Below are 17,709 nucleotides of genomic sequence, written 5' to 3' on the forward strand. Positions count from 1 at the left end.
CCATGGCGAGGAGCACCCGCAATCCGGGATTTGCCGACGTGGTCGGCGACGGGGCGCTGGAGACCTTGGCAAGCGGTCTCGGCTTCACCGAAGGTCCCGTCTGGCATCCTTACGAGAAATGGCTTGTCTTCAGCGACATGCCCGAAGACCGCATGTATATCCGCCGGCGTTCCGGCGCGGTCGAGGATTTTCGCCGACCGAGCAACAAGGCGAACGGCAATACGCTGGACCGCGAAGGGCGTTTGCTCACCTGTGAACATGCGATGAGCCGCGTCACGAGGCTCGAGCGCGACGGTTCGACGAGTGTCATCGCCACACACTACAAGGGCAAGGAACTCAACAGCCCGAACGACATCGTCGTTGCGACCGGCGGCGCGATCTATTTCACCGATCCGACCTATGGGCGGATGGAATACTATGGCGTGCCACGGCCGCAGGATCTCTCCTTCCAGGGCGTCTACCGCGTCGATCCCGACGGTTCCAACCTGACGCTGTTGGTGGATGATTTCGCCCAGCCGAACGGGCTCTGCTTCTCGCTCGATGAATCGCGCCTCTTCGTCAACGACACCGAGCGCCAGCATATCCGGGTTTTTGCCATCTCGCCGCAGGGCGAGCTCACGGGAGGGGCGGTCTGGGCCGAGACGAAAGGAGAGGCGCCGGGTGCGCCTGACGGCATGAAGATCGACAGCTGCGGCAATGTCTATTGCTGCGGGCCGGGCGGCATCCATGTCTTCGATCCTTCGGGCCATATGCTCGGCCTTATCCGCACGCCGGAGCCGACCGCCAATTTCGCCTTCGGTGACGAGGATCTGAAGAGCCTGTATATTACCGCCTCGAGTTCGCTGCACCGGCTGAGGGTGCGCGTCCCGGGGTTAAGACTGTTCTGACATCCGGGAAACCGGCTAGCAGGAGTGGCTGCCGATGGAGGATCGGCGCCATGGATGTCCAAGCATCCGATCGACGGATTGCCGGAGAATGACCGGCGCCGGGTGAAAGCCTTTCACTCAAGGCCAAACAACTTAGGGAGGATTGAAATGCGTAAAGTCTTCGTACTTGCCAGCCTTGCCGCACTGCTCGCATCGGGCACGGCCTTTGCCGACACGAGCGGCAAGAAAATCGCCTTCTCGAACAATTATGCTGGCAATTCCTGGCGCCAGGCGATGCTCAAGAGCTATGACATCGTGACCAAGAAGGCCGTCGCCGACAAGATCGTGGGCGCGGCCGACGTCTTCACCACGGCCGACCAGGAAGTGCCAACCCAGGCCGCCCAGATCCAGAACCTCATACTGCAGGGCTATGACGCGATCGTCATCAACGCCGCTTCGCCGGATGCGCTGAATGGTGCCGTCAAGCAAGCCTGCGAAGCAGGCATCGTCGTCGTCTCCTTTGATGGTATCGTCAACGAGCCTTGCGCCTATCGCGTCGTCGTTGATTTCGAGGATATGGGCAAACAGGAAATCGCGCAGATGAAGGCGTTTCATCCGGAAGGCGGGAACCTCTTGGAAATCCGCGGCCTTGCCGGTACCTCGATCGACGATTCCATCCACAAGGGCCTGATCGAAGCCGTTGCCGCTCATCCCGAATTCAAGATTGTCAATTCGGTTACCGGCAACTGGGACCAGACGACGGCGCAAAAAGCAGTCGCGACTGTTCTCCCCTCGCTGCCCGATATCGTCGGCGTCGTCACCCAGGGCGGCGACGGCTACGGCGCGGCTCAGGCCTTTGCCGCTGCCGGCAAGCCGCGCCCGACCATCATCATGGGAAACCGTCAGGACGAGCTGCAATGGTGGAAGGAGCAGAAGGCCAAGGACGGTTACAAGACCTGGTCCGCCTCGATCGCGCCCGGTGTCTCGACGCTCGCCTTCTGGGTCGCCCAGCAGGTGCTCGACGGCCGCACGGACATCCCACACGATCTCCTGGTGCCTTATCTCGCGTTTACGCAGGATGATTTCGAGAAGCATCTGACGGATATTCCCGTCGGCAGCGTTGCCACTAAGGAATATACGCAAGCCGATGCCATCGAAGCCATTAAGGCCAATATCAAGTGATGATCACGCCGGTGCAGGCTGTGGCCACCCGGATCATCGTCAGCCTCAGCGGCGCCGAAAAACATTTCGGCGCCGTGAGGGCGCTTGATGGCGTCGATTTCGACGTTCGCGCCGGCGAATGCGTCGGGCTCGTCGGCCATAACGGCGCCGGCAAGTCGACGCTGATGAACATGCTGGCGGGAACGCTGGTGCTCGACCGCGGCAGCATGACGATCGGCAAGGCGGTCACGGAGAACTATTCGGTCATCCGCGCCCAGAGGTTCGGCATCCGCTGCGTCTTCCAGGAACTGTCGCTCTGTCCCAATCTTTCCGTTGCAGAGAATACCCGCATCAACCATCCGTCACTGCGTGGTTTCGGCTGGCACGGGCGTGCCGCCGAACTGATTAGCGCCAAGCTCGACGAGATCTTTCCCGAGCACGGCATCGATGCCTCCGATATCATCGCGGATCTGTCGATCGGGCGGCGGCAGATGGTGGAGGTCGCCCGCGCCTTCACGGTGACGGAGGATCCGCTGAACCTCGTCATCCTTGACGAGCCGACCTCTTCGCTCGATGCCCATACCGCTGGCCAGCTGCTCGCCTTCGTCCGGCGCTTCGTTGCGGCCGGGGGCAGCTGCATCCTGATTTCGCATGTGCTTGGCGAGGTGCTGCAGAATGCCGACCGCATCGTCGTCATGCGCGACGGCAAGGTCGTGGCCGCCGATGCGGCTCGTGCCTATGACCGCGACCGGCTGGTCGCGACAATGGGTGGGGCCGCCCATCGTGAGAAAGGTGCAACGCAAGCCGTCGCCGCCAAGCCGACAGGTGCGCCGCGCGTGCGAGCACGGCCGGCGCGTCAGGGCGATGGCGCCGAGCTCGTTGCCCAATCAGGTTCCATCATCGGCCTTGCCGGGCTTGCCGGCCACGGCCAGACCGATCTGTTGCTGGCGATCTTCAATGCCGCGCGCCGCAGCAAGATCGGCATCGAGGTGACAGCACCGGTGGCGCTTGTTGCCGGCGACCGGCAGTCCGACGGCACCTTCCCGCAATGGTCGATCGCAGAGAATATCGGCATCCGGTCGCTGAAGCGGCTGCGTGCCGGCCTGCTCATCTCGCAAAAGCGCGAGGCCGAGCTTGCCGATGCGTGGAAGCGCCGGATCGGCATCCGCACGCCCGACATGAACAACAACATCCTGTCGCTTTCGGGCGGCAACCAGCAGAAGGCGCTCTTTGCCCGTGCGCTCGGCTCCGATGCCGAGATCATTCTAATGGACGATCCGATGCGCGGCGTCGATATCGGCACCAAGCTCGAAGTCTACGATCTCATCCGCCAGGAGGCCGCCAATGGCCGCACCTTCATCTGGTATACGACCGAGACGGAAGAGCTCGACAATTGTCACCATGTCTACGTCTTCAAGAACGGCCGCATCGTCGCCAACCTCACGCGCGACGAGCTGACCGAGGAGAAGATCATCCAATCCTCCTTCGTCGAGGCAAGCTGAGATGACATTCGTTTCGCTGAACAATTCCCTCATGCGCCCGGCCCGCAGCAGCGCCAGAAGGGCACGCACCCTGCGCGCCATGCTGCCGGCGCTCTCGCTCGTTCTGGTGCTGATTGCGATCGCCTGGCTCAATCCGCGCGCCATCTCCTATTTCGGCTTCAGCCTGATGCTGAACCTCGCGATCCCGATTGCGCTCGCCACCATCGCGCAGATGTTCGTCATCGCCGGCAACGAGCTCGATCTTTCGATCGGCACCTTCGTCGGTTTCGTCGGCTGCGTCACCGCCACCTGGCTGCGAGACGCGCCGCTGCTCGGCATCGTTGTGCTACTTGGTTCGATTGGCGTCTATGCGCTGCTCGGCGCCCTGATCCACCTGCGCAACCTGCCGTCGATCGTCGTGACGCTCGGCATGAGTTTCGTCTGGCAGGGGTTGGCGATCCTCGTGCTGCCCAAACCCGGTGGCAAGGCGCCTGACTGGCTGCAGGCGATCACGTCCTTCAAGCCGCCCTTCATTCCTTTTCCGATCGTCGCCGCGATCGTCATAGCCGCCGTCGTCTATTTCGGCCTGATGCGCACCTCGTACGGCGTCATTCTGCGCGGCTCGGGCGGCAATCCGGCAGCGCTAGCGCGGGCCGGCTGGTCGCTCTTGCACACCAAGATCACGCTCTTTGCCTTGGCCGGAAGCTTCGGCGTGCTCTCGGGCATGACGCTGATCGGCATTACCTCGTCGGGCGATGCCAATATCGGCAATGGCTATACGCTGCTGTCGATCGCCGGCGTCATTCTCGGTGGCGGCGAATTCATGGGTGGGCGCGTGTCGCCGATCGGCGCGGTCATCGGCGCGCTGACGCTGGCGCTCGCCGCCTCGTCGCTCCTGACCTTCATGCATATTCCGCCGGACTGGCAGGTGGCAGCGAATGGCGCGATCCTCATCATCGTGCTTGCCGCACGCGCGCTCATCAGCCGCAAGGAGGCATGACATGGCGCAATTGAAGGCGCTCGCCGCAAAACCTTGGATCTGGTCCTTCATCGGCGCTCTCGCCGCCTGGCTCGCCACCATCGCGTTTACCGGCGGCTACGGCGCCGGCGGCATGCTGACGGCCGCCTTCTCGCTCGCCGTCTTCATGGTCATCGTCGGTACAGGGCAGATGTTCGTCATCACGCTCGGCCCCGGCAATGTCGATCTCTCGCTGCCGGCCAATATCGGGCTTGCCAGCGCCGTCGCGATGAAGACCATGGACGGGCAGGACAGCATGATCGCAATCGGCCTGCTTGCGGCGCTCGCCAGCGGTGCTGCGGTCGGCGCTGCCAATTACCTGCTGATCTGGGCGCTGCGCATTCCGCCGATCATAGCCACGCTCTCGGCAAGCTTCATCATCCAGTCGATCGACATCAGCTATGGCCGCGGCCTGCAGATCAAGCCACCGCCGGGTTTTGCGGAATTCACCAACCTGCAGATTCTCGGCGTTCCTGTACTGGCCCTTGTCACCATCCTGTTCACCTTGGGCGCCGGCATTGCGCTCCAGAGGATGATCTACGGGCGCTCGGTGCTGGCGATCGGGCAGAATATCCGCGCCGCCTGGCTTGCCGGTGTTCCTGTCGGGCGCATCCGTTTTCTCACCTATACACTCTCGGGCACGCTCGGCGGTCTGAACGGGGCGCTGCTTGCCGGCTATTTTCGCGGCGCAAATGTCGATATCGGCAATGAATATCTGCTTTCCTCGATCGCCGTCGTCGTCATCGGCGGCACCTCGGTCGCGGGCGGAAAGGCCAATATTCCCGGCATCTGGGGGGCCGCCCTTTTCCTCGTGCTTCTGCTCACCATGCTCAACACATTCGGCGTCAGCGCCGGCGTGCGCCTGCTGCTCACCGGCCTCATCATCGTCGGCGTCATCACCGCTGCTGGAGGCAAACGCTCATAAGATCGTCAGGCGCGCGCGCGCCCCGCGTAAGCGACCTCAAGCCCAGACGTCGAACTCGATGCGGAGGAGGCGAGGGCGATCGCAAGCACGATCGCGAAGTTTCGGCCGCGCTGCGCCGTCGGATATCACAGAGCAGCTGGGGAAGCTGTTATCGATATAACCTCCTGTGTCAGGCAGCCATCCAGCCACCGTCAACCAAAAGGTTGTGACCGGTAATATAGGACGCTTCATCGCTCGCCAAAAACAGCGCAGCGCTTGCGACATCGGTGGGTCTACCCAGGCGCGGCATCGGCGTCCGTTTGTGCGAATATTCCAGCATCTCCGGCAGGATTGCCCGGCCCGATTTCCCGGTCAATATCTTACCCGGCGCGACAGCGTTGCAGATGATGTTGGCGGCGGCGTAATCAGCGGCAATCTGTTTCGTCATGTAGACGAGGCCGGCCTTGCTGACACCATAGGCGAAATCACCCGGCGCAGAAACCATGCCGTGCTGCGAGGAAATATTGACGATCCTGCCACGCGTTTCGGCGACGATCTCCTGCTGAAGCATGATCCGCACGGCCGCACGGCTGCAAAGAAAGGCGCCCTTCAGGTTCACGTCCATGACCCGGTCCCACTCTGTCTCCTCCGTTTCGGCGAGCGGTTTCGGCACGTGAATGGCGGCGTTGTTGACGACGATGTCGAGCCTTCCGAAACGGGCCTGGGCTTCTGCAAAGACATGCGAGACGTCCTCGGAGCGCGCGACGTCTCCTTGGATGAAGATAGCATTCGGACCAATTGCGCTCAGCACTTCGATCACAGGCGCGCCACCTTCGACAACCGCCGTCGAAATATCGACGGCGACAACATTGGCGCCTTCCTCCATGAAGCGGACAGCAATAGCACGGCCAATACCGGAGGAAGCGCCGGTTATGATGGCGGTCTTGTTCTTCAGGCGCATGATCGCTGTCCGTCCTATGATTTTTCTGTCCGGAGGGAGGATTGCCATTTGATAAAGTCTTCAGCAGCATGCCGGCCGGCGAACCGTGGTTGGAAACCCGTATCCGACAAGAGACGGTCGATCGAAAGAGGCGCTCGGTCCGCGGCGAGGCCGAATGTCAGGTTCGCCACTTCGCCGCCATTGGCAATGCGCCAGCCGCGCGCATCGGGAAGGCCTTGCAACGCATCGCACCATTCGGCCACGCTCGTGACCTGCCCGCCGCCGAGATTGTAGATGGTGTGGTTCAATTCCTTCTGCCGGAGAAGGGCAGCAATGCCGGCCCCGGCATCGCGACTATAGAGCCAGTCGCCGGTCAAGGGCCGTGGCAGAACGACATTTTCTCCTTCCCGCCAGAGATCGACAACCTGGCCATGCGGGCTCAGGACAGGGCGCAGACCGGTCTTGTATTCCCACGGACCATAGACAGGGCCGAGCCGGACGATCGTCAGATCAATCCCGTAAAGGTCTGCAAGTCGCATGGCTGTCGCTTCGGCGGCGAGCTTCGTAATGCCGTAGAGGCTGACCGGCGACGGCCGGGATTCATCTTCCTGATAGGTACCTCCCTCCGGCCGTGCCACTCCATAGACGGCGACGCTGCTTGCCAGGATGAGGCGTGGCCGTGGCGAAAGACCGGAAAGGGCGTGCATGAGATTGGCCGTTCCGCCGACATTGACCGCGATCAAGCCGGCGGGATCGGCCATTTCTGCCTGACGATCCGGCGTAACGGCCGCCAGATGGATGACGGCCTTTACAGCCTCGGTGCCAACGAGGTGATCGATGTCGGCGGCGCTGGTAATGTCGCCGGCAACGAACTTGATATTCCCAAACTCGCCGCCAAACGCTGCAGGAACCGCTTCGCGTCCAAAGAGCACGACGGCCTCATCAGCCTGTCCGAGAGCCTCGGCCACGGCAAGGCCGACGAAACCCGTGCCGCCGGTAATGACGATGCTCATCTCCGATTGCTCCCGATGATGGCGCGTCTCTCCATGCGCGATACCCAGTGGGAGAAGGGCCACAACATGACGAAGAAGATCACTGCTGCCGCGGTCAGCGGTGTCGGATTGTAGGTCTGCTCCTGCGCGACACGGGCTGAACGCAGCAATTCAGGAAGTGCCACCATCGAGGCGATCGAGGTCGTCTTGACAAGTTCCAGGGAATTGCTGGCGAGCGGGGCCAGAACCTTGCGTAGGACCTGGGGAAGGATCACGAGCATAGTCGTGTGGAAACGATGAAGGCCGAGCGCTGCTGCCGCTTCGTGCTGGCCCTTGGGGATAGACTGGAGACCGGCGCGAAAGATCTCGCCGAAATAGCCGGTATTGTTGATGATCAGCGCCACGACGACGGCAGTGAAATTGCCGAGCGTCAGCCCGAAAAACGGCAGGCTGTAGAAGATCAGGATCAACAGGACGAGGACCGGAAAAGACCGCAGCAGATCGATGAACATCACGACCAGCCGTTGCACGAGCGGTCCGCCGAAGCTGTAGATCATAGCCACGCCGAGGCCCGAAAGCACTGACAGGGGCAGTGAGACAAGCGCCAGCAGGACCGTGACTTCAAGTCCCTGCAGCAGCAGCGGATAGATCAGCAGGAAGGACTGAAAACTTGCGAAATTCTGGATGAAAAGATCCACGGCCACTCCTCAATGCGCATGTGCATAGCGCTTTTCCATCACACGGCTCAGGAAAACGAGCGGGATGAAGAAAGCCAGATAGAAGGCGGCCGCCAATGTCAGCGGTGACGGGTTGGCGTAAATGGACATGGCGCTCTGGGCGCTGCCGAGCGCCTCGGGAAGGGAGACCGCTGCACCAAGCGCCGTGCCTTTTGTGATGGCGATCGAGCGGTTGGTAATCAAAGGGATGGCGAGCCGGATCGATTGCGGCAGGATGACCAAGCGGAGCGTCAGGGCACGGGAAATGCCGAGTGCAGACGCGGCCTCCCATTGGCCCTTGGAAACCGCCATGATCGTTGCCCAGAAGATTTCCGCGGAAAAGGCGGCAAGGACCGCAGCAAGCGCAAGCGCCGTCGCGAAGAATGGCGAGAAGGTCAGCCCGAGATAGGGCAGGCCGAAATAGATGAAGATGATGATGACGAGTTGCGGGAGCGTGCGAAATACCTCGACATAGGCCGTCACCAGCCCGTTGAGAGGCCGATTGTTGGCGCAACGCAGCAGCGCAAGGCCAAGCCCGGTAAGGACGCCGATGACGATCACGCAGACGGCCACTTCGACCGTTACGATGAAGCCGGCAAAAACCTCCGGCAAAGCTTGAGCGATGACCGGGGCATTGAAGTAGTTTTCGAGAATCTGGTCCATGGAACCCTCGCCGTGGAGCGCGGCGCGGCACAGCCGCGCCGGATCTGAGCACCGTTAGTTGCAGGCGAGTTCGTGCGGCTTGTCGTCGTAGCCTTTGAAGCCCGGCGCGCCATAACCGGGAAAAACGGTCGTCAGGGCCGTGCCGTCAACAGGCTTTTCGCCGTACCATTTCTCGTAGAGTTTCGCCATCGTGCCGTCCTGTTTCAGGCATTCGATCGCGCCTTCGACCTTGTCTCGATAGGCTTCGTCCCCGTAACGAAAAGCATAGCCGAAATTACGGCCGTTGAAATCCTTGAAGCCGACCTCGATGGCAGGATTCTTGCTGGCGGCAAAGACGGTTGTCGGGATCTCGTTGAGTGCTGTGAAAGCGCGATGGGTGATAACGGCCTGCACCGAATCCGGGAAGGTCTCGTAGCGCTCCACCTCGAAGCCATATTTCTCGGCGTTCTGCGTCGCCCAGGTGTCCGAGATAGTGCCCCGGTTGACGGCTAGGACCTGACCCTTCAGCCCCTCAAGCGCGGGGAGTTTCTCGCCCTTTCTGACGAGGAAGCCGTTGCCCGTTGCGAAAAAGGGCTCGGTATAGAGCATCTTTTCGGACCGCTCCTGCGTGATGTTGAGCGGATTGACGGTGAATTCGATACGTTTGGAAAATAGTGCCGCAAACAGGCCGGAGAAGTTGATGTCCTGCACGTCGACCGAAGGCCGTCCGACCTTTTTTGCGATCGCGTTGATGAGATCGACGCCGAACCCTTCCGGGCCGCTTGCACCGCGCACCATCCACGGCGCGACGCCGAAATCCGAGCCGACGACGAGTGGTTGGTCCTGAGCATGGTCATCTGCAAGAGCAGGTGCGCCGGAAAGCCCCAAGGCTCCAAGAGCGGCCAGAAGTGCGATTGAATTGATTGCTTTTTTTGTCATTGCATTCCCCTTTTCTATTGCTGGCGTTGACTATGGTGACGGCTGGTGGTGCTGATGCCAATGCCTGGCAATGTCGGCGCGGCGACACACCCAGACGCCGTCGTGGCGAGCGACATGATCGAGAAAACGCTGGAGCCCGGCTGCCCTTCCCGGATGACCGGCGATGCGCAAATGTAGACCGACCGACATCATTTTCGGGGCATGCCTGCCTTCAGCATAAAGGACGTCGAATGCGTCGCGCAGGAACTGAAAAAAATGGTCGGCGGTGGCCATGGCGCCGCGCATGAACTTGGCGTCGTTGTTGGTCAGGCTATAGGGAACAATCAGCTGATTGCGGTCCCCGACCTTCACCCAATAGGGCAATTCCTCGTTATAGGCGTCGCTGTCGTAGGAAAATCCGCCATGCTCGACGAGGAGATTTCGCGTGTTGACGCTTGGGCCATAGCGGCAATACCACCCTTCGGGTGCGGTGCCGATCGAGGCCTCTATGCTTTGCACGGTTCTTTTGATCCGTGCACGCTCCTCGTCGACGGAAAGCCCGCCATGGTGCTCCCAGCGCCAACCATGAGCGCAGACGTCGAATCTGCTTGTCCGCAGATACGTTGAGATTTCGGGGTTTCGCTCAAGCGCCAGGGCGCATGCCATGACGGTTGCCGGAAAGGACCGTTCCTCAAGCAATCGCGCCAGGCGCCAGAACCCGACACGGCTCCCATATTCGAACATCGATTCAGCGGCAAGATCGCGGCCGGCAAACGAGCCCGAACCGCCTTCCGTCAGCGCGGTCTCGCTTGCGGCATCTCCATCGAGGGTAGAGGGCTCGGACCCTTCTTCGACATTGATGACAATGTTCAGCGCCAAGCGCGCTCCATCCGGCCATTTCGGATCGTAGCCATCGGCGCCGTAGCCGACAAAATCCCGCGTCAGGTGGCTTTTCGGTTTCATTCTCATGCCCCCGGATTGATCACGACAGGTGTCGGCAGCTCGTAGAACTCGTCATTTGCGGCCTTTTCGGTGACCCCCATCGTGACGAAGAATTCGACGGGAGCGTCGAAAGCGGAAAGCGGTGCGTGCCAGACATTGCGCCTGTAGATCACACCCTGCCCGGGACCTGCTTCGTAGGCGTGGATCTGTTCCAGGTCGGGGCTGCCGTCCGGATTGCTCGGGCAAGTCACGACAAGAAAACGGGTGTCGCGAAGAGGCACGAAGGCCTGGTCGGAGAAGGGATGTCTCTCAAGGAATTTGACTTCTGCCGGAAGAGCTGTCGCTGCGACGACTTTCGACACCCAAAAGGCGCGACGCATGCCGTCCTGTTCGTGCGTAAAGTCGATCGAGAGCGCGCGGCGGCGCTGATCGCCCTGATGTTCAATGACATCGCCGAAATCCACGAAGTCGGCCTGTTTAAGCTGTTGAACGATCCTGCTCACGTCAACTCCATATAGATCCCACTGGGATACCAGCGGGGCACGTGGGGAAGTTAGCGACAAAAATGGGTTTGTAAAGCGCAAATCCCGCACTTGGCACGACGAACAAACCAGCGGGACCCCGCTGGGATTGCTTGGCGTCCTCTCATCGTCTAAGAGGGAGGCCGGCGGGAAAACTCTCAAGGATTGAATGTGGCGGACGAAGCAACCATCACCACGGGAAAAGATCAGACGAAAATCTCGGAGCAAGCCTATCAGTACTTAAGGAGCCTGATTCTGGCGCGCGAACTCGGTCCCGGCGATGTGTTTACGGAACGCAAGCTTGCAGAGCAGATCAAGGCGTCGCGAACGCCGCTGCGGGCCGCCATCAACCGGCTTGTGGGCGAGGGCCTCGTGTCGCGCCTGTCGAACGGCAGCATCGTCATCCGGCAGGTGGCGGTCGAAGAGTTGATGGAGATCCTGGTGATCCGCCGTCTACTCGAGGGCGAAGCCGCCGCCCAGGCTGCCAATCGCAGTAGCCCCGGCAGCGTCGATGCCATACTGGAAAAGAGCCGGGCGATCGTCGCGGATCCGAGTCTGGAATTCGATTCTTTCTGGGAATATGACGACGACTTTCATCTGTTCATCGCCGATGCCAGCGGCAAGCCCATGCTTGCGCAGTATATCCGCAATCTGCGCGACAAGGCGCGCATGGCCCATGTCGTGCGCATGGAGAGGAATTTCGAGCAGCAAGCGCGCGAGCACATCGCCGTCCTGCAGGCGGTGGCTGACAAGAAACCGGACGAGGCGCGCCAGGCAATGGCCGACCATATAGACCGCGTTCGCGAACGCTTCATGCGTTGGCTCTTTTCGGATTGAGGCATCAAGGCCGCTGGCCCTTGGTCAGCAGGCTTGAGAAATCCGAGCCTGCCCCGATCGAGCTGATTGCGCGTGTTCTGTCTGGCAAGATCGGCATCGTTTGCTTGCATGGCGCCGAGGATGCAAAGCTGCTCTCAACGGGCCTGGCTAAAACGCCGAGGAAGTTTCGACCTTGCACATATGCAGCAGCGTGCGCACCATCGGCACCGCTGCTCGAGCCATCGATTGGCGCAGATTTCGCAATCAACACATGCGGTTCGTCGTCAAGGTTCAATGAGGTCGAGACAGGCGGCCTCGCTTTCGACGTTAGGGCGAAACTGGGTCAGCTGCGCAAAATCCTTCACGCACGTTCGGTAACCGCCAGGAACCGTTCGGCGTGCGGTCTCCAGCAGCGTCCCCGAGCGCAGCTCACGAGTCTCGATCAGCGAGAGTATCTGATCGTCGCTGAGTTCCGATATCCGACTGGCCTCCGCGCCCATGCGCCTTTTCATCGTCCTCTTCCCAATTCGTGAGCGGCCCTTCGCCAATTTGCCGATTGACTCAATCAACCAGCTCTTGCTACGGTATCTTAGTGGGATACCAGCGGGATTGCATGGGGATTTCCACGCTGAATACCGACGCCGACATCGTGATCCGCGATGACGAAATACGTGCGCGGATCAGCGCCGGGACACTGCACGACCAACTGGATTACACCCCCCCTTAAGGGAATGGTGCTCGACGGGGCGGCCGAAGACGGCCGTCTCGCGAGGCCAATCCTGCGTCATGACGCAAGACTGCCCGCCGAGCCGGTCACCGGCTACGATGTGACGGAAAACCGATTGACCATGCGGTGAGACAAGATCGTCGGTATCTGCTTTTGGTTGCCCGCCAAAGCCCGTGGCTGCTGCAGACCGGCAAAAGCAGGGCAAGCGGATGTTTGGAGCTCGCCCCATGATGGAGCAGACCTATACGCTGAAGCAATTGGCACAGGGTGATCGGCCGATCCGGATCGGCTTTTTCCTGGTGCCGGACTTCCCCCTGATGACGTTCGCCGCCGCGCTCGACTCGCTGCGGCAGGGCAATCGTCTGGCCAAGCGAAAGGCCTTCGAGTGGCTCATTCTCTCGGCCGATGGCAGCCATGTGAAGTCCAGCAGCGGTTTGGGCTTCGATGCCGATACGGCAATAGGGCAGGCGCCCCGTTGCGATATCGTCATACTTTGTGCCGGGATCAATTATGCCGATGCCTATGATGCCAATGTCTTTGCGTGGTTGAGACGCATCCATTCAGAAGGATGCGTGCTGGGCGCCGTCAGTACGGCAGTGTTCTTCCTGGCAAAGGCGCGGTTGCTGGAGGGACGACGTTGTGCAGTTCATTGGGAATCGCTTGCAAGCTTTCGCAGCGAGTTTCCGAACTGCCTCGCCACGGACGATATTTTCGCGATCGACGGACGCTTCCTGACCTCTTCGGGCGGTACGGTCACGCTCGACATGATGCTCTACCTTATTTCCGCTGTGGAAGGCAGGGAGCTCGCCGCGCTCATTTCAGACCAGTTCAACCATGCGAGGATCAGGCGCCAGGATGACGTCCAGCGCATGTCGCCAGAAGATCGTTTCGGCATCAGGAATGCCAAGCTTGCATTCGTGGTGCGCCGCATGGAGGCAAGTCTCGGCGATCCAGTCGAGATTTCAGATCTCGCCGACAGCGTCGCGCTTTCGCTGCGGCAGCTCGAACGGCTGTTCCACGCCAACCTCGGAAAAAGTCCCAGTCATTTCTACATCGAGCTGCGCATGGCGCGAGCAAGAGAACTGCTGGTCTACACGGAATTGGCGATCGGACAGATCGCTGAAATCTGCGGTTATCAATCGGCCTCCCATTTCGGTCGCTCGTATCGCACGCGATTTCGCGAGAGCCCTGCTGCCACCAGAAACGCCGAGAAACGACGGGGGATGTCAACCGCATGAACAATGTCGATCGACGCAGAGAAGATGTCGGATCACTGCATGTCACCGAGGTTCATCCCGTTTTAATTTTTATGAAGACGGACGGGCGACGGGCAAAAAGCCCGCTGCGACCGCGGCTTGCCGGCAAAGGTTAGCCGATCGGTCCAACCCATAAAATCGGAACAGTTAAAGCGCTAACTAGGAGATGACTACCGTGGATAAGTCTCAACATTCCTATATTCCGACCCTGGTCGAACAGATGTCGAGCGGCGCGATCGGCCGCCGCGAATTCCTTCGAAAGGCAACACTGCTCGGTGTTTCGGCGGCCGCTGCCTATTCTCTGGCCGGTGTAACGATGCCCGGCGATGTTGCTCAGGCGGACGATTTGCCGAAAGGCGGAAATCTGCGCATCGGCATGCGCTGCATGGAGATCAAGGATCCGCATCTGGCAGACTTCGCCGAGAAGTCGAACGTCATCCGTCAGGTCTGCGAATATCTCACGCTCACGGACCGCAATAATATCACCCATCCCTATCTTCTCGAGAAATGGGACGTCAGCGACGACCTGAAGACATGGACGCTGCATGTGCGCAAGGACGTCAAGTGGCGCAAGGGCAAGCCATTGACGGCAGACGACGTCGTCTGGAACCTGAAGCGCGTCTGCGATCCGGCGATCGGTTCGTCGATGCTCGGGCTTTTCACCGGCTATCTCGTCGAGGAATACGAAACCGGTGAAAAGGACGAGAAGGGCAATCCAAAGAAGTCGAGCAAGCTCTGGGCCGACAACGCCATCGAGAAGGTCGACGATCACACCGTCCGTCTCAACTGCTCCTCGCCGCAGATCGCCGTGCCCGAGCACCTCTATCACTACCCGATGTTCATCCTCGATCCGGAGGAAAACGGTGCCTTCGGGGCCGATGCAAACGGCACCGGTCCCTTTGTCATCACCGAATACGTCGTCGGCAAGGGTGCCAAGTACAAGGCCAGGACCGACTATTGGGGCACGGGCCCCTATCTCGACACGTTCGAATATGTCGACCTCGGCGACAACCCGGGCGCCGGCATCGCCGCCATGGCCTCCAAGCAGGTCGATGGCCTGTCGGAAGCCGATGCGGTCCAGATCAATGCGATGAAGAATTTCCCGCATGTCGCCGTCTACCAGGTCGAGACGACGCAAACGGTCGTTGCCCGCATGCATCCGGATATCGAGCAGTTCAAGGACAAGCGCGTGCGCCAGGCGATGCGCTATGCGATCGACCGCGACAAGGTTATCCAGACCGCGCTTCTCGGTGCCGGCATTCCCGCCGAGGATCATCACGTCGCGCCGTCACATCCCGAATATGCGGCCCTGCCGAAATATCCCCGAGATATCGAGAAGGCCAAGAAGCTCCTGGCTGACGCAGGCTATCCTGACGGTTTCGAATTCGACATGACCACGCGCCCCGATCCGATCTGGGAGCTCAACACGGCGCAAGTCCTGGCCGAACAATTCAAGGACATCGGTGTGAAGGTCAACATCAAGTCGCTGCCGAGTGCGCAATATTGGGAAGTCTGGACGACGTCGCCGTTCAGCCTGACAGCCTGGGGCCACCGGCCGCTGGCAATCATGACGCTGTCACTTGCCTACCGTTCGAATGCCGCCTGGAACGAATCCAACTATTCCAATCCGGATTTCGACAAGCTGCTGACGGAAGCCGAAGGCATCCTCGATCCGAAGGAGCGCAGCAAGGTCATGGCAAAGATCGAAGCGATCATGCAGGACGACGGACCGATCGTTCAACCCTTCTGGCGTGTCTTCTCGACAGTCATGGACAAGAAGGTCAAGGGCTTCGAGCTTCATCCTTCGCAATATATCTTCGCGCATCAATACGCGATCTCGGCCTAACCTCCCGGCTGGTGCCCGGCCGCCTTTACGCGGCCGGGTGCTACGCCCCGATATTCGGGATTCCCGGCTATGGCGAACTTCCTTTTCAAGCGTCTGGTGATGATGATGGTGACGATGCTCTGTGCCTCGTTCCTCGTCTTCGCCGTCTGCGAATTCACTCCCGGCAGCGTGGCACGCAAGTCGCTCGGTCCCTTCGCCACCCAGCAGCAGGTCGACCTTTTGTCGCAGAAGCTGAAGGCCAATGATCGGCTGCTGGTGCGCTATGGCCGCTGGCTGGGCGTGCTCGTCGGCGCAATTCCCGACCCCCTCCAGGATCCTGCCACCGGACTGAATTTCAAGGATCCGCGCGGTGCCCAGTATTTTGGCAATTTCGGCTATTCGACGCTGAACAAGCTGCCCGTCAACGACGTCATCTGGGATCGCCTCGGCAATACCGCTATCCTCGCCGGCCTGGCGTTCCTCTTGATCGTGCCGCTGTCGATCATCTTCGGCATCCTGTCGGGGCTGAAGGAGGGCGGCGTGCTCGACCGGACATTGTCGGTCATCTGTATCACTTTCACTTCCATTCCGGAATTTGCGTCCGGGGTCTTCCTAGTGACGCTTTTCGTGATCCTCTGGCCGATCCTGCCAGGCACGAGCCCTCTCAATAGCGATGGCGGCTGGGCAGTGCCCTACCAGTTCATACTGCCCGTTGCCGTGCTGGTCATCTACGACTTTGGCTATGTCGCCCGCATGATCCGCGTCTCGATGATCGGCGTGATGGAGCGGCCCTATATCCGAACGGCAATCCTCAAGGGCATGAGCACGCGCCGCATGGTCCTCGGCCACGCGCTGCGCAATGCGATGATCGCACCGTTCACCGTGCTCCTGCTGCAAATCAACTTCCTGATCAGCGGCGTCGTCGTGACCGAACTCGTCTTTGCCTATCCGGGCTTCGGCCGCCTGATCCTCGACGCAAGTCTGTTCGGCGATATCGCAACGCTTGAAGCCGCCACGCTGATCACGGTCGCCATCGCCGTCATTACGCAGCTGCTCGGCGACCTTGGCTACATGCTGCTCGATCCACGTATCCGGGTGAGGTAAATCATGGCTGTTCAAGACAATATCGTCGGCGTCGTTGGCGTACCGTCAAAACGCGTAGCGCGACCCAACTGGATGCGCATTTTCCATTCGCGCACAGCCGTCGTCGGGCTTTGCCTGGTTCTCTTCTGGGTACTTGCCGCCCTTCTCGCCCCCATCCTGCCGCTGCCATCGCCGACGGATTCCGATGTCATGGCAATGAGCAACCCCTATCCGTCCGCGGCCCACTGGCTGGGTACCGATATCCTCGGTCGCGACATGCTGTCACGGCTGATCTTTGGCGCCCGCACGGTACTATCCGTCGCGCCATTGTCGGTGGCGGTTGCCATGATCGTCGGTATCACCATGGGCATGGTTGCCGGCTATTATGGTGGCTGGATCGATGTGCTGATCAGCCGTTTCTCCGACATCATCCTGGCCTTTCCGGTTCTCGTCATCTACGTCATCCTGATCGCCAATATCGGACCGTCGGTCCTGAATATTGTCATCGCGACGATGATCGCCTCGGCGCCGGGCATTGGCCGGATCACGCGCGGCCTGGTCCTCGGCCTAAAGCAGCAGGAATACGTCTCCGCGGCGAAGCTGCGGGCAGAAAGCACGTTCTACATCATGATTGTCGAGCTGCTGCCGAACTGCCGCAGTCTCCTGATCGTCGATGCCTGCCTGCGCATCGGCTACACGATCATCACCATCGGCATTCTCGGTTTCCTCGGCCTCGGCCTGCCGCCACCGAACCCCGATTGGGGCGGCATGGTCAAGGAGAGCGTCACTGTCTTGAATGTCTGGCCGCACATGTCGCTGATCCCGTCCTTCGCGCTCGTCAGCCTGGTTCTCGGCTTCAATCTCCTCGCCGACGGTATGCGGGAGGCATGGAAGCCATGAA

The 17,709-nt window shown here is 60.5% G+C and carries 18 protein-coding genes; 10 read left to right on the plus strand and 8 right to left on the minus strand.

The features are described from left to right. Nucleotides 1-2: 2 nt before the first annotated feature. The 5 genes from AB4Z13_RS28780 (at nt 3) to AB4Z13_RS28800 (ending at nt 5,451) form a co-directional block, all read left to right on the plus strand. Nucleotides 3-887 carry an SMP-30/gluconolactonase/LRE family protein gene (locus tag AB4Z13_RS28780; protein ID WP_113321085.1) on the plus strand — a complete coding sequence of 295 codons (885 nt, stop codon included), beginning with the start codon at nt 3-5 and terminating at the stop codon, nt 885-887. Nucleotides 888-1,034: 147 nt separating this feature from the next. Beyond that, on the plus strand, nt 1,035-2,048 hold the full coding sequence (locus AB4Z13_RS28785) for a substrate-binding domain-containing protein (protein WP_113321084.1): 1,014 nt from the start codon (nt 1,035-1,037) through the stop codon (nt 2,046-2,048). Beyond that, nucleotides 2,048-3,529: a sugar ABC transporter ATP-binding protein gene (locus AB4Z13_RS28790; RefSeq protein WP_442207431.1), complete on the plus strand. Its 1,482-nt coding sequence runs from the start codon at nt 2,048-2,050 to the stop codon at nt 3,527-3,529. The genes AB4Z13_RS28785 and AB4Z13_RS28790 overlap by 1 nt, the downstream gene beginning before the upstream one ends. Before the next feature lies 1 nt (nt 3,530). Further along, on the plus strand, nt 3,531-4,508 hold the full coding sequence (locus AB4Z13_RS28795) for an ABC transporter permease (protein WP_113321082.1): 978 nt from the start codon (nt 3,531-3,533) through the stop codon (nt 4,506-4,508). 1 nt (nt 4,509) lies between these two features. Then, complete coding sequence (locus tag AB4Z13_RS28800) at nt 4,510-5,451, plus strand: ABC transporter permease (RefSeq protein WP_113321081.1); 942 nt, start codon at nt 4,510-4,512, stop codon at nt 5,449-5,451. Between the two features lie 169 nt (nt 5,452-5,620). Here the strand turns inward: AB4Z13_RS28800 and AB4Z13_RS28805 are convergent, their stop codons facing one another. From AB4Z13_RS28805 to AB4Z13_RS28835, 7 genes are read right to left on the minus strand one after another with little or no spacing between them, the layout of a single operon-like run. Continuing rightward, a complete protein-coding gene (locus AB4Z13_RS28805; RefSeq protein ID WP_113321080.1) occupies nt 5,621-6,391 on the minus strand; it encodes an SDR family oxidoreductase in 771 nt (256 codons plus the stop codon). Nucleotides 6,392-6,405: 14 nt separating this feature from the next. After that, a complete protein-coding gene (locus tag AB4Z13_RS28810) occupies nt 6,406-7,383 on the minus strand; it encodes an NAD-dependent epimerase/dehydratase family protein (protein WP_442207400.1) in 978 nt (325 codons plus the stop codon). Then, nucleotides 7,380-8,060 (minus strand): amino acid ABC transporter permease, encoded by a 681-nt coding sequence (locus AB4Z13_RS28815; protein WP_113321132.1) that lies wholly within the window; start codon nt 8,058-8,060, stop codon nt 7,380-7,382. Before AB4Z13_RS28815 ends, AB4Z13_RS28810 begins: the two co-directional genes overlap by 4 nt. A 9-nt stretch (nt 8,061-8,069) precedes the next feature. After that, nucleotides 8,070-8,741, minus strand: a complete 672-nt coding sequence (locus AB4Z13_RS28820; RefSeq protein WP_113321078.1) for an amino acid ABC transporter permease — start codon at nt 8,739-8,741, stop codon at nt 8,070-8,072. A 54-nt stretch (nt 8,742-8,795) separates the two neighbouring features. After that, nucleotides 8,796-9,659, minus strand: coding sequence for a substrate-binding periplasmic protein (locus tag AB4Z13_RS28825; RefSeq protein WP_442207401.1), 864 nt, complete (start codon nt 9,657-9,659; stop codon nt 8,796-8,798). Nucleotides 9,660-9,689: 30 nt separating this feature from the next. Next, entirely contained in the window at nt 9,690-10,601 is a 912-nt protein-coding gene (locus AB4Z13_RS28830; RefSeq protein WP_442207402.1) for an allantoinase PuuE, read from the minus strand. Nucleotides 10,602-10,603: 2 nt separating this feature from the next. Then, nucleotides 10,604-11,083 (minus strand): ureidoglycolate lyase, encoded by a 480-nt coding sequence (locus AB4Z13_RS28835; RefSeq protein WP_113321075.1) that lies wholly within the window; start codon nt 11,081-11,083, stop codon nt 10,604-10,606. Between the two features lie 189 nt (nt 11,084-11,272). Here AB4Z13_RS28835 and AB4Z13_RS28840 point away from each other — a divergent pair, with 189 nt between their 5' ends. After that, nucleotides 11,273-11,938, plus strand: a complete 666-nt coding sequence (locus tag AB4Z13_RS28840) for a GntR family transcriptional regulator (RefSeq protein ID WP_162747938.1) — start codon at nt 11,273-11,275, stop codon at nt 11,936-11,938. Between the two features lie 263 nt (nt 11,939-12,201). On the opposite strand, the gene AB4Z13_RS28845 is transcribed toward AB4Z13_RS28840, so the two are convergent. Next, nucleotides 12,202-12,429 (minus strand): hypothetical protein, encoded by a 228-nt coding sequence (locus tag AB4Z13_RS28845; protein ID WP_442207403.1) that lies wholly within the window; start codon nt 12,427-12,429, stop codon nt 12,202-12,204. 442 nt (nt 12,430-12,871) lie between these two features. Between AB4Z13_RS28845 and AB4Z13_RS28850 the strand changes: the two genes are divergently transcribed. The 4 genes from AB4Z13_RS28850 (at nt 12,872) to AB4Z13_RS28865 (ending at nt 17,708) form a co-directional block, all read left to right on the plus strand. Continuing rightward, nucleotides 12,872-13,882, plus strand: coding sequence for a GlxA family transcriptional regulator (locus AB4Z13_RS28850; RefSeq protein WP_113321070.1), 1,011 nt, complete (start codon nt 12,872-12,874; stop codon nt 13,880-13,882). Between the two features lie 184 nt (nt 13,883-14,066). After that, entirely contained in the window at nt 14,067-15,746 is a 1,680-nt protein-coding gene (locus tag AB4Z13_RS28855; protein WP_439018560.1) for an ABC transporter substrate-binding protein, read from the plus strand. A 69-nt stretch (nt 15,747-15,815) separates the two neighbouring features. Beyond that, on the plus strand, nt 15,816-16,829 hold the full coding sequence (locus tag AB4Z13_RS28860) for an ABC transporter permease (RefSeq protein WP_442207404.1): 1,014 nt from the start codon (nt 15,816-15,818) through the stop codon (nt 16,827-16,829). Nucleotides 16,830-16,832: 3 nt separating this feature from the next. Next, a complete protein-coding gene (locus tag AB4Z13_RS28865) occupies nt 16,833-17,708 on the plus strand; it encodes an ABC transporter permease (RefSeq protein WP_113321067.1) in 876 nt (291 codons plus the stop codon). The last annotated feature ends 1 nt before the right edge of the window (nt 17,709 follow it).

The organism is Rhizobium sp. YAF28 (assembly GCF_052113285.1).
Classification (GTDB): Bacteria; Pseudomonadota; Alphaproteobacteria; order Rhizobiales; family Rhizobiaceae; genus Rhizobium.

Coding starts and splice junctions, on each gene's coding strand:
- AB4Z13_RS28800 (WP_113321081.1), top strand. CDS start 4,510: ATGGCGCAATTGAAGGCGCTCGCCGCAAAACCTTGGATCTGGTCCTTC.
- AB4Z13_RS28855 (WP_439018560.1), top strand. CDS start 14,067: ATGACTACCGTGGATAAGTCTCAACATTCCTATATTCCGACCCTGGTC.
- AB4Z13_RS28790 (WP_442207431.1), top strand. CDS start 2,048: ATGATCACGCCGGTGCAGGCTGTGGCCACCCGGATCATCGTCAGCCTC.
- AB4Z13_RS28785 (WP_113321084.1), top strand. CDS start 1,035: ATGCGTAAAGTCTTCGTACTTGCCAGCCTTGCCGCACTGCTCGCATCG.
- AB4Z13_RS28795 (WP_113321082.1), top strand. CDS start 3,531: ATGACATTCGTTTCGCTGAACAATTCCCTCATGCGCCCGGCCCGCAGC.
- AB4Z13_RS28780 (WP_113321085.1), top strand. CDS start 3: ATGGCGAGGAGCACCCGCAATCCGGGATTTGCCGACGTGGTCGGCGAC.
- AB4Z13_RS28850 (WP_113321070.1), top strand. CDS start 12,872: ATGATGGAGCAGACCTATACGCTGAAGCAATTGGCACAGGGTGATCGG.
- AB4Z13_RS28830 (WP_442207402.1), bottom strand. CDS start 10,601: ATGAAACCGAAAAGCCACCTGACGCGGGATTTTGTCGGCTACGGCGCC.
- AB4Z13_RS28825 (WP_442207401.1), bottom strand. CDS start 9,659: ATGACAAAAAAAGCAATCAATTCAATCGCACTTCTGGCCGCTCTTGGA.
- AB4Z13_RS28820 (WP_113321078.1), bottom strand. CDS start 8,741: ATGGACCAGATTCTCGAAAACTACTTCAATGCCCCGGTCATCGCTCAA.
- AB4Z13_RS28860 (WP_442207404.1), top strand. CDS start 15,816: ATGGCGAACTTCCTTTTCAAGCGTCTGGTGATGATGATGGTGACGATG.
- AB4Z13_RS28805 (WP_113321080.1), bottom strand. CDS start 6,391: ATGCGCCTGAAGAACAAGACCGCCATCATAACCGGCGCTTCCTCCGGT.
- AB4Z13_RS28845 (WP_442207403.1), bottom strand. CDS start 12,429: ATGAAAAGGCGCATGGGCGCGGAGGCCAGTCGGATATCGGAACTCAGC.
- AB4Z13_RS28810 (WP_442207400.1), bottom strand. CDS start 7,383: ATGAGCATCGTCATTACCGGCGGCACGGGTTTCGTCGGCCTTGCCGTG.
- AB4Z13_RS28865 (WP_113321067.1), top strand. CDS start 16,833: ATGGCTGTTCAAGACAATATCGTCGGCGTCGTTGGCGTACCGTCAAAA.